The organism is Gluconobacter oxydans (assembly GCF_006539685.1).
Classification (GTDB): Bacteria; Pseudomonadota; Alphaproteobacteria; order Acetobacterales; family Acetobacteraceae; genus Gluconobacter; species Gluconobacter oxydans.
This window is the reverse complement of record NZ_BJNM01000038.1, coordinates 1-14318: the sequence shown is the minus strand read 5'-3', so window position 1 is coordinate 14318 and position 14318 is coordinate 1. Positions and strand designations below refer to the sequence as shown.

At 60.8% G+C, this 14318-nt stretch carries 14 protein-coding genes; 5 read left to right on the top strand and 9 right to left on the bottom strand.

The window, feature by feature from the left end; all coding sequences use genetic code 11:
* Positions 1–154 precede the first annotated feature (154 nt).
* Positions 155–490, bottom strand: a complete 336-nt coding sequence (locus tag GOX01_RS11215) for a hypothetical protein (RefSeq protein WP_011253613.1) — start codon at positions 488–490, stop codon at positions 155–157.
* A gap of 96 nt (positions 491–586) precedes the next feature.
* On the opposite strand from GOX01_RS11215, the gene GOX01_RS11210 reads away from it, so the two are divergent.
* A complete protein-coding gene (locus GOX01_RS11210; protein WP_011253614.1) occupies positions 587–1489 on the top strand; it encodes a S1/P1 nuclease in 903 nt (300 codons plus the stop codon).
* 24 nt (positions 1490–1513) lie between these two features.
* Here GOX01_RS11210 and GOX01_RS11205 read toward each other — a convergent pair whose 3' ends face one another.
* Genes GOX01_RS11205 through GOX01_RS11195 form a run of 3 tightly spaced genes read right to left on the bottom strand, consistent with a single transcriptional unit; the run spans position 1514 to position 5791 of the window.
* Positions 1514–3013: an efflux transporter outer membrane subunit gene (locus GOX01_RS11205; RefSeq protein ID WP_034954337.1), complete on the bottom strand. Its 1500-nt coding sequence runs from the start codon at positions 3011–3013 to the stop codon at positions 1514–1516.
* Positions 3014–3021: 8 nt separating this feature from the next.
* The gene (locus GOX01_RS11200; RefSeq protein ID WP_011253616.1) at positions 3022–4098 is read right to left on the bottom strand and encodes an HlyD family secretion protein; all 1077 of its coding nucleotides are present in this window, start codon (positions 4096–4098) and stop codon (positions 3022–3024) included.
* Between the two features lie 16 nt (positions 4099–4114).
* Entirely contained in the window at positions 4115–5791 is a 1677-nt protein-coding gene (locus GOX01_RS11195) for an MFS transporter (protein WP_011253617.1), read from the bottom strand.
* 166 nt (positions 5792–5957) lie between these two features.
* On the opposite strand from GOX01_RS11195, the gene GOX01_RS11190 reads away from it, so the two are divergent.
* Complete coding sequence (locus GOX01_RS11190; protein WP_131973816.1) at positions 5958–6929, top strand: LysR family transcriptional regulator; 972 nt, start codon at positions 5958–5960, stop codon at positions 6927–6929.
* 21 nt (positions 6930–6950) lie between these two features.
* Here the strand turns inward: GOX01_RS11190 and GOX01_RS11185 are convergent, their stop codons facing one another.
* A complete protein-coding gene (locus GOX01_RS11185; protein WP_011253619.1) occupies positions 6951–7868 on the bottom strand; it encodes a LysR family transcriptional regulator in 918 nt (305 codons plus the stop codon).
* Between the two features lie 131 nt (positions 7869–7999).
* On the opposite strand from GOX01_RS11185, the gene GOX01_RS11180 reads away from it, so the two are divergent.
* Positions 8000–8590: an NAD(P)H-dependent oxidoreductase gene (locus GOX01_RS11180; protein WP_011253620.1), complete on the top strand. Its 591-nt coding sequence runs from the start codon at positions 8000–8002 to the stop codon at positions 8588–8590.
* A 37-nt stretch (positions 8591–8627) separates the two neighbouring features.
* Here GOX01_RS11180 and GOX01_RS11175 read toward each other — a convergent pair whose 3' ends face one another.
* Positions 8628–9785 (bottom strand): iron-containing alcohol dehydrogenase, encoded by a 1158-nt coding sequence (locus GOX01_RS11175; RefSeq protein WP_062268978.1) that lies wholly within the window; start codon positions 9783–9785, stop codon positions 8628–8630.
* 287 nt (positions 9786–10072) lie between these two features.
* Here GOX01_RS11175 and GOX01_RS11170 point away from each other — a divergent pair, with 287 nt between their 5' ends.
* Together GOX01_RS11170 and amaB are read left to right on the top strand one after the other, a co-directional pair.
* Complete coding sequence (locus tag GOX01_RS11170) at positions 10073–10387, top strand: antibiotic biosynthesis monooxygenase family protein (RefSeq protein ID WP_062268981.1); 315 nt, start codon at positions 10073–10075, stop codon at positions 10385–10387.
* Positions 10388–10566: 179 nt separating this feature from the next.
* Positions 10567–12105 (top strand): L-piperidine-6-carboxylate dehydrogenase, encoded by a 1539-nt coding sequence (gene amaB, locus GOX01_RS11165; protein WP_131973815.1) that lies wholly within the window; start codon positions 10567–10569, stop codon positions 12103–12105.
* Here amaB and GOX01_RS11160 read toward each other — a convergent pair whose 3' ends face one another.
* The 3 genes from GOX01_RS11160 to GOX01_RS11150 form a co-directional block, all read right to left on the bottom strand.
* On the bottom strand, positions 12106–12705 hold the full coding sequence (locus tag GOX01_RS11160; RefSeq protein WP_062268718.1) for a retropepsin-like aspartic protease: 600 nt from the start codon (positions 12703–12705) through the stop codon (positions 12106–12108).
* A gap of 30 nt (positions 12706–12735) precedes the next feature.
* Positions 12736–13170, bottom strand: a complete 435-nt coding sequence (locus GOX01_RS11155) for a pepsin/retropepsin-like aspartic protease family protein (RefSeq protein ID WP_062268716.1) — start codon at positions 13168–13170, stop codon at positions 12736–12738.
* Between the two features lie 94 nt (positions 13171–13264).
* The coding region (locus GOX01_RS11150) for a TolC family protein (RefSeq protein WP_141259255.1) at positions 13265–14318 on the bottom strand (1054 nt) is incomplete at its 5' end.

Below are 14318 nucleotides of genomic sequence, written 5' to 3'. Positions count from 1 at the left end.
GACATTCAGGAAGTATCCAAAATAAAAATTAAGTGATAATTGGAAAATTGATCTCTTTTTCTCGTGTTATGCTGTGGAGAGTATTTTTTGAAAACAACAAGTGCAATAAGGGCTGAATATAATCACCGGTAAACTTTATGACATACTGTTTTAATTAGTTAGTTTGTTGCGTGACTTGCTTTGTAAAAATTTTATCCCTGATGTGCGCCGACTGGTAAAAACGCTTTTCTCCTGGGGTAATCTTTCTGAAAAGTTCAGGCATTGAGCAGGAAAAAATGACAGGAAATGACGCCTGGACAGGGCCATTCCCTGAATACTTGTCGCGACTGGCGACAGTGGTTTCATGACTATTTGCCGCTGAAATAAAAAACGGAGGCAGAGGGGGAAGATTTTCTGGACTGTCGGGCTTATGGGGCAGGTGATTCTGTTTTGCGCAGCTCTGGCAGGCGGGGCGGGAGTGTTCCCGGAACACGGAAATATGTGCGGTCACGACGCCGTGGTCCGTGCCGCGGAATGCCTTGTGGTGCTCTCGAAACGGTGAGAAACTGGGGCAGCATCACTTTCAGAGTTGGACAGTCAGGTTTCCATGCAGTTTCGTCTTCTTTGTGCGTCCCTGATCGGGGCCGGCTCTCTTGTCTTTTCTTCCAGCGCCTTTGCGTGGGGGCCTTACGGTCATGCGATCGTGGCGGATATCGCGCAGGAGCGTCTGACGCCGCAGGCCCAGAAGGCCGCCACGGCCCTGCTGGCCCTTGAAAACCATCAGACCCTCGATCAGGTCGCCTCCTGGCCCGACACGATCGGTCATGTTCCCAAGAAGAAGGGCGGCGCGCCGGAAACCCTGAAATGGCATTACGTCGATATCGACGTGTCCCATCCCGCTTACGATCAGGCGCGCGACTGCCCCGATCATGTCTGCGTCGTTGAGAAGCTGCCGGAGGAGATCAAAATCCTCGCCGACACGCATGCTTCGGCCCAGGACCGGCTGACTGCCCTGAAATGGGTGGTGCATCTGGTGGGAGACATCCATCAGCCGCTGCATGCTGCCGAACGTAACAAGGATATGGGCGGGAACGCCATCCGCCTGACCTATTTCGGCGACAACGCCAACGGCCACATGAACCTGCATTCCCTGTGGGACGAAGGCGTGATCGACCATGAAGCGGATCTGCATGTCGGCCCGTTCTACAGCATCGACGCCTCCCGCGCGAAGAAGGAAGCCGACCGTCTGGGCGCCCTGATTACGCCGGATGAGACAAAGTACTGGGTGCAGGATCTGGACGGCGATGATGTTTACAACGCGACCGTTGACTGGGCCGATGAGAGCCATTCGCTGGCTCGTAGCGTGGCCTATGGTGCACTTCCGGCCAATAAGGGCGCCGATATCGGCAAGGACTACACCGCGCTGACCTGGCCGATCATGGAGCTGCGCCTCGAACAGGCGGGCGTGCGTCTGGCAGCCGTTCTCAACACCGCCCTGAACGGCGGCTGAGAACGGTTTCTGTGTGGATGGTCGTCAGGATTTCTGCGTCCATCCTCCACCCAGTGCCCGGTACAGATGGGCCACGGAAACAGATACGCCAGCACTAGATTCAGCCAGTGCGCTCCGGCTCGCCAGAAGGGCATTCTGCGTCGTCAGGACGTTGAGGAAGTCTCCGGCACCCTGACTGTACTGAAGCTGAGCGATATGCACGGCGGTCTCGTCTTCCGAAACCGTTTCTTCCAGCCGCTTCCGGCGCTCCTGCGCGGCACTCAGATCCGCCATGGAATCATCGACCTCTTCCCAGGCTTTCAGAAGCGTACGCTGTAACGCAATCGCCGCTTCTTTCTGCTGCGCCCGGCGCAGATGAAGCTGCCCGGTTAGACGCCCACCTTCGAACAGCGGCAGCGTCATGGTCGGGCCAAACCCGTATTGCCGGGATGCCCATGAACCCAGTCCGCTGAACTGCAACGCCTGAATATCGAGGCTGCCCGAGAGCGTCACGCGCGGGAAAAAGTCTGCAACTGCCACACCGATGCTGGCTGTTGCGGCATGGAGATGATCTTCGGCAGCCCGTACATCCGGACGGCGTTCGGCCAGTTCGGAGGGCAAACCAACCGGAATAATATCGGGAACGGGCGGGATCGTCTGTCTCGATCCAAGCCTCTCTTTCAGCGCGCCAGGTTCCCGCGCCGTGAGGAAGCTCAGTGCATTTACGAGATGCACTTCCTGACTTTTCAGGACCGGGAGACGCGCCTCGAAGCCATGCATCTGCCCGCGGGAATAGGCGACATCGAGCTTCGTTGCCGTACCCTGTGCAAAGCGCAGTTCCGTCAGCTTTACGCTGTGCCGGGCGATATCGATGCTCTGCTGGGTGATGCCGATCTGCGTCTGGATGTTGCGCAGGTTCAGGTAGTCCTGCGCTGTCTCGGCCATGAGCGAGACCAGCACATCGCGGCGCAGTTCGTCTGTCTCATGCATGGCTGCTGTTGCAGCCTCGATCTGCCGGCGGACATGCCCCCAGAAATCGACTTCCCAGGATGCGCTCAACCCGTATTGCGGCAGGTTGAACGATGGGTTGCCCTTCGCCCCATCCGCCGCTGCCGGGCCGAACCCCTGTTCACCACTGGCAATTTCGCCCGGACCGGCCTGCTGCGTTGTTCCCAGAAGGCCAAGAATACCATTCGTGCTGGCGCGCTCTCGGGCATAGGACGCGGCACCTTCCATATGCGGCATCTGGGCCGCACTGGCGATCCGCCGCTCCGCCTGACTTTCGGTGAAATGCAGGGCGGCCTCGCGCAGGTCGAGGTTGTTACGCGCCACGTCCTCTTCCAGCGCCGTCAGCGTCGGATCATGATAGATCCGCCACCACTGCGCATCGATCGCGGAGGTTTCCTGCGGATGACTGGCCTCGGGCGCAAGGCTCTGGTGCCAGTGCGCGGGCGCATGGGGATCGGGACGGTGATAGTCCGGACCTACCGTGCAGGCGGAAAGTGCGGTCAGCGCCAGAAGAAGGCAGCGGGAATGCGGGAACATGGACGCTCTCATTTCCAGAGATACCGCGCGTCATGGGAGTGGATGCCCTCAGGCGTGGAGGACGTGTCGATCCGCGCTTCGACCGACATGCCGACGCGGACCTTCTCTGCCAGAGGCTGGCCGGGATCGAAGGTCAGCTTGACCGGCACGCGCTGCACGACTTTGGTGAAGTTACCCGTTGCATTGTCCGGCTGAATGGCGGCGAAGGCCACACCCGTCGCCGGGGCCAGACTGTCCACATGGGCCTTGAGCGGATGGCCGGGGAACGTATCGACCCAGATTGTCGCACTCTGGCCGGTCTGAACCTTCGTCAGCTGAGTTTCCTGAAAATTCGCTAGAACATAGGCTTTGCGGACCGGTACGACCGCCAGCAGCCCAGTGCCCGGATGGACATACGCGCCAACACGCACGCCACGCTCGCCGACCACACCATCCACGGGGGCCGGGATCGTGCAGTAGGACAGGTTCAGTTCGGCCTGATGCTCCGCGCTCTGGGCCTTCAGAAGTGCGCCCTGTGCCTTCTCAAGCTGCGCCTTCAGGACAGCGACCTGTTGTTCGGCCGTGCTGGTTTGGGCTTTGTCACGGGCCAGAGCAGCGACGGCTTCAAGCTGCCGGGCTTCCGCGCCCTGCTGCTGCTCAATCGTGCTGGCCCCTCCGGCCGAGAGATTGCGATACCGCGCTGCATTCTGCCGGGCAAAGACCAGTGCGGCCTCGTCGGACTGCACGGTATATTTCGCCGCATCGACGATGGAGCCCTGACGCTCCAGCAAAGCCTGAAGATTGTCCACATCGCCCTGCGCTGCGGCGGTATCACCATGGGCAGCCCCCAAAGCCGCGCGGTAATCGTCGTCCTCGATATGGGCGAGTTCTTCCCCGGCATGGACGTATTCGTTGTCTTCCGCCCGCACCCTGTCGATACGACCGGAGACTTTCGGGGCCACGGTCGTGAAATCAGCCGTGACATAGGCGTCGTTGGTTTCCTGACGGATGCCGTCACCCACGAAGAAGCGGTCAGCCGTCCAGGCCAGGCCCGTCAGGACAATGACCGCACATCCGGCCAGGAGAAGGGGTTTTCCGTAAATCATGTTCGAGGCAGGTCCGTCAGTGCGCGGTGGCGGGAATGGAGGAGGGGGCCGGTTCAGGATCCGGTTCGCGGGCTGCGGCAGGGATGGCGGGAGCAGGTCCCTTGCCGGGCGGATAGACCCGTTTCGGCAGCACAGCGGTCAGCGCGACATAGAAGATGCAGATGCACATCACGACGAAATAGATGTCCACCAGCGCCAGCGTGATCGACTGTTCGTGCAGATAGGTGTGGAAAATCTGAAGCGTATTGCGCGCCACATGATCGCTGTCGGGCGAAGTGTTGCTGATCGCCGCATGGATCGAATCGCCCATGCCCGAGAGCGACGTGGCGTTATTGCCCGCCCGGTCCAGCAGCATGGTGGAATGATACTGTTCCCGGCGACGCAGCAGGATTTCGAAAATGGCGGTTGCGAACGCATTGGCCATGCCCTTGAGCATGTTCACCATGCCAGAGATGAACGGCCCGTCCGCAGGGCCCAGCGACATGGTCGCCAGCATCAGGACCGGGATCACGACCATCGGCTGGCCGAAGATCTGAAGCCCCTGCATGACGTAGAAATTGTCCCGCACCCAGTCCGGCGTCAGCCAGGTGCCGAGGAAGGCCGAGAGCGCCAGGCACGACATCCCGAAGGCCAGCACGTAGCGGCAGTCCACCCGTGCGGAGTTGCAGAGCGCGGCCGTCAGCGGAAGCATGATGAGCTGGGGCAGGGCCACCGTCAGCGCAACCGGGGCGGCCTGGATCGGCCGGTATCCGCGCACGGCTTCCAGATACGTCATCGGCACTTCGAGCATCAGCCCGCAGATGATGAGCACCGCAACCAGCGTGAGGAGTGACATCGTAATGTTGCGGTTCTTCCAGTACTGAAGCCGGAAGAACGGGCTGTGATGATGCCATTCATGGAACAGGAATCCCACGAACAGGGCGCCTCCCCAGAATGTCAGATGCGAAATGATGGGCGAGCGGAACCAGTCCAGCCGGTCCCCCTGATACAGCACCGTCACCACGCAAATGATGGATGGCACGCCAATGAAGAAGCCGCGCCAGTTGAATTTTTTGAACCTTTCGAGATGCACCGGGTCGCGCGGCAGCCCATAGGCTATCATGGCGATGGCGATGATGCTGAAAGGAATGACTTCCCAGTACAGCCAGCGCCAGCCCACATGCTCGAACCACATGGCCTCCAGCGGACCACCCAGATTGGGGCCGAAAGTCGCGCTCATCGCATAGCCACCAATGCCGAACACCTTGATGGGAGGCGGGAGGTATTTGAGCATGACCGTCATCAGGACGGGTGGCAGACATCCGGCACTCAGTCCCTGCGCGGCGCGGAGAAAACACAGCGAGATCATGTCCGGCATGAAGGGCAGGGGGATCGACAGCATCGCCAGCACGGCCGTCATGAAGATCGAAAAACGGTAGATCGAGAACGTCATGTAGAACCAGGGCGTGAACGCCATGGCCGCAATGTTGAAGGCCTCATAGATCGAGGTGAACCACGTCCCCTCGTCATGCCCGATATGCATCGCGCCCCGGATATCGGCGAGGCCGATTTCCGTGATGTGTTCGTTGAAACCGGCCACATGCACGGCCAGCAGCATCCCCAGACAGCCGACAATGGTCCGCATGCCGAAAGGCGGAATATAGGAGGGCTGGGCGGGTGGTGCGGCAGATGGCGACGAGGCTGCTGGTTCCATGGATCTCTTCCGTTACCAGACAGCCCCTATCCGGAGTGTATGAGTCCGAAAACCCACGTTTGCAGCAAGTGACGTTTCCACTTTTCGCAAGGGTTGAAGAAATCCCTTCCATTTTTACACGAAGGCGTGAAAATGCGCGTGAGACCCGCGGGAAACGGAGTGTGCGATGGCGAAGCGAACCGACAGCCGCAGGCGCTACGATCTCGATCTTCTGCGCTATCTTCAGGTTCTCGTGGAAGAAGAGAGCGTCTCACAGGCTGCCCGACGCCTGAAGGTGAGCGACGCCGCCATGAGCCGCCATCTCGCCACACTCCGAACCGTATTCGGAGACCCGATCCTGGTCTTGTCGGGCCGGCGCATGGTGGCCACGATTTTTGCCAACCGGATCCGCGACCGCGTCCAGAGCATCGTGCGGGACGCCGATGCGCTGGTGAATGACAGCGAAACGCTGAACCTGCGCCATCTCTCACCCCGCTTCACGATCCGGGCCAATGACCTGATCGTCGGTGCGTTCGGTCACGCGATCCTGATGGCCCTCAAGCAGGACTGCCCGGAGTGCAGCATCGTGTTCTCGCCTGAAACGGAAGAACCGGCCAGCGAAGCCCTGCGCAACAGCCGGATTGACCTCTATGTGGGCGCCACAGATGATCTGCGTCCCGAAATCATGCGCCAGACCCTGTTCCTGACGTCATTCCGCGCCATGGTCCGCGAAGGGCACCCGATTTTCGCACGCGGCATTACCCCGCAGACGCTTGTTGATTACGACCATATCAGTGTCTCCCGCAAAGGCCGCCCCTATGGGCCGATCGATGCCATCCTCAAGGAACGCTACGGCCTGACCCGCCCGATCGCGATGGTCGTGCCGACGTACCATTCCATGATCGAGACCATGCGCGAGACGGACATGATCCTGCCGCTGCCTGATATCGTCATCGATCGCCTGCCGCTCTCCCAGATCCAGCTTGAGGCCTTCGATTTCCCGTTCGAACTGCCACCTGTCACATCCTTTCAGGCCTGGCATCCCCGCGTGGATACGGACGGCGTTCACCGCTGGCTGCGTGATACGGTCTTTCAGGTCATCCGACGCGAACTTGTCCGGTTTCGTGGAGAAGGCGGGCCCACCCTAAAGAGCCCCTGAGTATGGATCTGGGAATTGTGTTCATAGATTTTCCGCAAGCGGTCTGAGGCTGGCCTGAAGGCGCGGGACGACGAAATCCAGAAAGACCCGGATGCGCTGGGGCACCTGTTTTCCGCCCTGATAAAGCGCGTGGATCTCTTCCTCGTCCCGCGTGCCGCTTTCCGTCAGAACTTCCACCAGGCGTCCGGCTGCCAGATCCTCACGCACGTGATATTCCGCAAGCCGTGCCAGTCCGGCCCCGCGGATCGCGGCCCGGCGGACGGTCTCGCCATTATTGGCGAGCAAGGGGCCCTGGACGATCCGGTCCACGATCCTGCCCCGCTCCTGCAGCGGCCAGACCGGAGCTGCCCGGCGGAAATTGAAGCCCAGACACCGATGATGCTCCAGATCGTCCACGGTTTCAGGCCGTCCGAACCGCTCCAGATAATCCGGTGCGCCGACGATCAGCCGTGGTACGCTTCCGAGATGCCGGGCGGTCAGGCTGGAATCCTGCAGTTTTCCAACGCGGAAGGCGATATCTGTCCGGTCCAGGTACAGGTCCGTCATTTCATCGGACAGTGACAGATCGACCACGATATCCGGATAGGCGTCCCAGAATGGGGGGAGCAGCGGCTCCAGCGCCAGCGTCCCGAATGCCACGGACGCATTGATCCGCACTGTTCCCGTGAGCTGGACGGTTTTCTTGGACAGGAACCCTTCCATGTCGTCCAGCTCCGCGATCAGGGCCTGTGCCCGGTCGTAATAGGCCAGACCTTCGGGCGTGACTGACAGCCTGCGGGTCGAGCGCTCCACGAGCCGGACCCCCAGACGGTTCTCCACCCGTCCGATCAGCTTGCTGACGGTGGACGGCGTGGTCATGGAAAGGCGTGCGGCCTCGGAAAAGCTGCCGCTCTCCACGACGCGGAGAAAGATCTTCATCTCTCCGAAACGGTTATCCATCTGTCTTCCGATCTGTGAAACTGCTTCACAGGTTTTGTGGAGATTGAAACAATTATCAAGAGGGAGTTATCGGTTCATCATGGTCTCCGAACAGTCCCATCCCCGATGCCTGACAGAACGGATACGCGATCATGACGAAAATTCTTCTCCTTAACGGCGGCAAGGTCTTCGCCCATTCCCACGGACGGCTGAACGACACGCTTCAGGCGCTGGCGGCGGACATCCTGTTCAAGAACGGCCATGAGATCCGCCAGACGAAGATCGATGACGGCTATGACGTGGAACAGGAAGTCGAAAGCTTCATCTGGGCCGATCTGATCATCTATCAGTGCCCGGGCTGGTGGATGGGGCTGCCCTGGATCGTCAAGAAATACATCGACGAAGTCATGACGGCCGGTCACGGCAAGCTCTATGCCAATGACGGCCGCAGCCGGGCCCATCCGGAGCGCAAATATGGCTCGGGCGGTCTGGCGCAGGGTAAGCGCTATATGCTGTCAACGACCTGGAATGCGCCGGCAGAGGCTTTCACGGACCCGGCCCAGTTCTTTGAAGGGCGGGGTATCGACGGGGTGTATTTCCCGTTCCACAAGGCCCACGAGTTCCTGGGCATGTCCGCGCTCCCGACCTTCCTTGCGACGGACGTGATAAAGGCGCCGAATGTGGAGGCAACACTCGCAGCCTACCGCCAGCATCTGCAGGACGTCATCGGTACGGCGTCCTGACTGGAATGGGGGGCAGCCTGCGCCGCCCCCGTCTTTTTTAAAGGCTCATCTGCAGAACGCGGCGGCTGACGTCCGGCGTAATGTCGGCATGTTCACCCAGTGCGGTCATGCCGTGGGCCTCAAGCTGCCCGATTAGCGGTTCGATCGCGTCTTCGCCAATGTCGTAGGCTGACAGGCGCGTGGGGATGTCCAGACTTTCGAAAAACTCTTCGGTCCGGATGATGGCGGCTTCGATCCGCTCGTCTTCCGTGCCCTCATGCAGGTTCCACACGCGGGCTGCGTACTGAAGCAGCTTGCCGCGCTTGGCCTCTTTCCGGGCACGAAGCATGGACGGCAGGACGATCGCGAGCGTCCGGGCATGGTCGATGTCATACCGGGCCGTCAGTTCATGGCCGATGCTGTGCGTGGACCAGTCTTCCGGCATGCCGACGCCGATGATTCCGTTAAGCGCCAGTGTTGCGATCCACATGAAATTCGCGCGCAGGGAATAGTTTTCCGGTTCGCTCAGCACTTTAGGCCCGATTTCGATCAGGCTGAGCAGAAGCCCCTCGGCAAAGCGGTCCTGCGCCAGTCCGTCTGCGGGATAGGTCAGGTACTGTTCCATGATGTGGACGAAGGAATCCACGACACCATTCGCAACCTGCCGGACGGGCAGGGAATAGGTGCGGGTCGGGTCCAGCACCGAGAAGCGCGGGAAGACATGCGGGCTGCCGAAGGCCAGCTTTTCGTGTGTGGCCTGGCGGCTGATGACGCTGAAGCTGTTCATTTCCGACCCCGTCGCCGGCAGGGTCAGCACAGTGCCCAGTGGCATCGCGGCTTTGACGTTTGCGCCATGCGTCGTGAGGATGCTCCACGGATCGCCTTCGAAATCCACGGCTGCGGCCACGAACTTGGCTCCGTCAATGACCGACCCGCCGCCGACGGCCAGCAGGAAGTCCAGTTTTTCCTCCCGGATGAGTTCGACGGCCTTCATCAGGTTTTCGAATGTCGGATTGGCTTCGATGCCGCCGAATTCCCGTGTGAAACGGCCTTCAAGCGCCTTGCGGACGGCCGGAAGCGTTCCGTTGCGTTCCGCGCTCGCCCCGCCGAACAGGATCAGGACGCGTGCTTCGGTGGGGATGTGATCGGCCAGTTTCGGGATCGTATTCTCGCCGAAAATGATGCGCGTGGGATTGTAGAATTCAAAATTCTGCATGGGTCCTGCCTTCAGAGGAATCTTCTGACTGAGCCGCCATCGAGGCGGGGTCTGTGCCTCACCCGATGCGGCTGTGTGGTCCTGCTTGCGGATATCCTACCGGTTTTCTGCCGTCCGGCACAGACGCGAAGATGGTCTGGTTGCTGGTGGGAGCCTTGTGTGCGTTGCGTCGGGGTTCCATCTCAGGAGGGCGGGTGACCAACCCAGGCGAAACCGCAGGGGTAACCCGCCCGTTAAAATGCTCCGCAGGCCTAGGTCATGCAGGGTGAGAAAATGGGGATGTCGCGATGTATATTGCCATGAACCGCTTCAGGGTCCGGCCGGACAGCGAAGAGGCTTTTCGCAAAAAATGGCTGGATCGTGATGTTCTGCTCAGAACCGTGCCCGGATTTGTCAGCTTCCAGTTTCTTCGCGGGCCGGCGATGGAAGATTACGTCCTTTATGCCTCTCATACCGTCTGGGCGTCTTATGATGCCTTCATCGGCTGGACCCGATCAGAAGAATTCCGGGCCGCGCATGCCGGTGCCGGGCAGGGACCGGTGCTGACGCTGGGGCCTCCCGTATTCGAGGGCTTTCAGGTCCTGCAGGATATCCAGGCCTGAGCTTCGGTTCGTGAAGCGTTCGGAAATGTCTGCTCTGGCCGCGTCATCTTGACGAACCTGTCATAACGGTTTGTGAATAGAACGAACGCGGGATCGGGCCTGAAATGCTTTTCGGTTAGCGTCATGCAGACCCGGCCGTGTCCCGCGTCCGGTATGAAAGATCCAGGACAGGAAGAACAATGACGGCATCTCTCCGTTGCGAAGTGGCAGCGCTCCTCGACAGCCTTGGCGTGTCACCTGATCTGTATACGGGGGGCAGTCTGGCGGTGAAGTCTCCGCTGACGGGAGAGGTGATTGCCGAGGTCTCGGAAGTCAGCGCGGAGCAGGCGAAGGAGACGATCGCCAGTTCACTCGACGCGTTCAAAGCCTGGCGCAGGGTTCCGGCTCCGCGTCGCGGTGAGCTTGTCCGCCTGCTGGGTGAGGAGCTTCGGGCCAGCAAGGAGGCGCTCGGACGGCTCGTGACGCTGGAAGTGGGCAAGGTGCCGTCCGAAGGTCTGGGCGAAGTGCAGGAAATGATCGATATCTGCGACTTCGCGGTCGGTCTGTCCCGTCAGCTTTATGGCCTGACGATCCAGTCCGAACGTCCGGATCATCGCCTGACAGAGCAGTGGCATCCCGCCGGGCCGGTGGGCATCATTTCGGCATTCAATTTCCCCGTGGCCGTCTGGTCCTGGAATGCTGCGCTGGCACTGGTTTGCGGTGACAGCGTGATCTGGAAACCTTCGGAAAAGACCCCGCTGACAGCGCTGGCCACGCAGGCCCTGTTCCTGAAAGCCGCTGCCCGTTTCGGCAGTGACGCACCGGTCGCCCTCAGCACGCTTCTGGTCGGTGGCCGCGAGATCGGCGAACTGATGGTGAAAGACCGTCGTGTCCCTGTCATCTCGGCGACGGGTTCGACGCGGATGGGCCGCGATGTCGGTGAGCGTGTGGCGCGGCGTTTCGGGCGCTCCATTCTGGAACTTGGCGGGAACAATGCGTCCATCGTCACCCCCTCCGCCGATCTGGATCTAACGCTGCGGGCTGTTGCTTTCGGTGCTATGGGAACCGCCGGCCAGCGCTGCACGACCCTGCGTCGCCTGTTCGTGCATTCCAGCGTCTATGACACGCTCGTGCCAAAGCTGGTCAATGTCTACAAGACGATTTCGGTCGGTAACCCGGTTGAGGGGGACGCGCTCGTTGGTCCGCTGATCGATGTGGCGTCCTTCAAAATGATGCAGGACAGCCTGAAAGCCGCCGCGGACGCAGGTGGCACGGTTCATGGCGGAACGCGTGTGGATGTGAACGGCGAGGCGTCGTTCTATGTCCGTCCGGCAATGGTCGAGATGCCGTCGCAGACGGGGCCGGTGCTGGAAGAAACCTTCGCGCCGATCCTTTACGTCATGAAATATGACACGCTCGATGAAGCCATCGCGCTTCAGAACGACGTGGTGCAGGGCCTGTCGTCTTCGATCTTTGCGACCGATATCCGCGAGGTCGAGCAGTTCCTGTCTGCGCAGGGTTCCGACTGCGGTATTGCGAACGTCAATATGGGGCCGTCCGGCGCAGAAATCGGGGGAGCCTTCGGGGGCGAGAAGGAAACTGGCGGCGGGCGGGAGTCCGGTTCCGATGCGTGGAAAGCCTATATGCGCCGGCAGACCAATGCCATCAATTACGGGCGGACCCTGCCGCTTGCGCAGGGTGTGAAGTTCGATGTGGATGGCGGTTCGGCGGACGCCTGATCACGGATTTCCGGAGGGGCGGGGCGCAGGCGTCGTCCCCTGGTCCGGTGTAGGCGGGGCCTGCTTTTCTTCGCTGGCATGCGTAATGCTGAGCCGGTCATGGGTCGGCGACCAGGGGAGAGCCTTTTCCTCGACATAACCCGGCGGGGGCTTGAAATCCTCAAGCCAGAGCTTGCCCTTCATGGGATTGATCAGGACGTTGAAGTGCTTGAGGACGTCCATTCCCAAGATATTGAACTCCGCATCGGGGACGACATCCAGGGTGATGTCATGCAATGTGTGCGAGCCGAGTTGCAGCGTGCTGAAATGATGCCTGTGTCCGAGCAGGACCTCGCCGGCGCCGACGCGGATCTCGTCATCCTGCGCGAGCATGCGGCGTGAAATGCCCATTTTCCGCGCCACCCATTGCTGAATGATGGAGCGGTTGGCGCTGGTGTTGATCTGCATGTTCACCTTGTGCCCGTCCAGCACGGCCGTCATCTGATTGAGCTGGGGAGACTCATCATCGAACGAAACCAGGGGAATGAAGGGCCCCGGATCTTTCATGAGCGTTCCGATATCGGGGCAGTCCGGTGCCGTGTCGTAAGTAAAGATGGCCATTTTCTGGGAGTAACGGTCGATCAGGACATGCTAGTTCCCGAGAATGTCCCACCCGATATCCACCATCAGGAGCAGCCCGTCGGGCGCTTTCGGGGGGCGTTCACCGACCAGCAGGGCGGTCATGTCCTTGAGGACGGCTTGACCGATCTGAAGGCTGTGGACGGTGGTGGAATAGTTCCCGCCCGTTCCCGTGACGGAAATCGTCCTGATGGGATCTTCGCGGTAAAAATCAAATCCCTTGGCGTCCCAGACACTCGTGCGGGTGGTGAAGGTCGAGAAAAAGGCGCCGACGTCATGGTCATTCACCCGGACATGGATCACGGGCGCGCCGGCGGGGTTCAGGAAAGGCACGACTTCGCTCGTCATGACGCAGTCATGAATGGATCTGGCCTGGGCGGACGGGATGAGGGCGAGCAGAGCGAAAAAGGCAGAAGAAATATTCCGCCTGAAAGACAGTCTGCCCATCACTGATCCTAACTCAAGGGCGAGGTAATCCTGCCAGAACCTTGTTCCGTTTCCCCGCAAAAGCCAAATGCTTTCACGGGGATGCAGCCTCGCCTTATCGGGTGAAGGCTCTGACGAAAGCGTTCTGCTGTTTGACTTCGACGGGGAGTCTGGTGTCGGTGAGGGCTTTGCCCTGCCAGCCGGCGCCGAGAGCGACGTAGAGCGCGACGGCGTTGCGCACGCGGGCGAGGCGGCCGACGACGGCCTGGTCCTCGGCGGACAGGGCGGTCTGCTCGGTCGTCAGCACGTTCAGGTAGCCGGTCAGACCGGCCGTGAACAGCTTCTGTGCCCGGTCGCGGGCCAGGCCGGCATCGACGGAGGCCTGGTTCAACTCCTCGACCAGCTCGGCATTATGCCGCCAGTCGCCCATCGCATCCTCGACTTCCGCAAACGCCTTGAGCACCGTCTTGCGGTAGGTCAGACGGCTGCCCTCGGCCTCGGCCCGGGCCTGCGCGATCGCGGCGGTGTAGCGGCCGCCGTGGATGACCGGCAGCGTCGCCATCATCATGAAGCTCCACGCCATGCCGCCCGCCTGGAACGCCTGATAGGCGGCAGACGCGTTAGGATTAAATGTCAGCGGGATCATGAATTTCGGATAGAGGTTCGACACCGCAATGCCCACGCGCGCCGTATCGGCGGCGTATTCGGCCTCGGCCACGCGGATGTCGGGGCGGTTGGCGAGCACGATCGACGGCAGGCTGTCGGGGAAGTGCGGCAGGGCCGGGATCGGGCGGCGCTTTTCCAGCTCTTCCTCAAGCTGGCCCGGCATGTCGCCGACGAGGACGGCGATGGCATGCATCAGCCGCTCTTCCTGCTCGTGCAGCGGCGCCAGACGTGAGCGTTCGAGATGCTCTTCCGTCTGCGCCTGCGCCACGGCCAGCGTGTTGCCCAGACCATGAGTGTAGAGTTTTTCGGTCAGTTCGCGCGAACGCACGGCCACGTCGATGGCGCGTTCGGTGACGGTCAGACGCTCCTGCACCGAACGCAGCGTCACATAATCCGTGGCCATCTCGGCCAGCAGCGACAGCAGGACACCGCGGCGGTTTTCGATCGATTCCTCGACGATCCGCTTGCGCTCTTCCACCTGCCGGGAAATATGCCCGAACAGG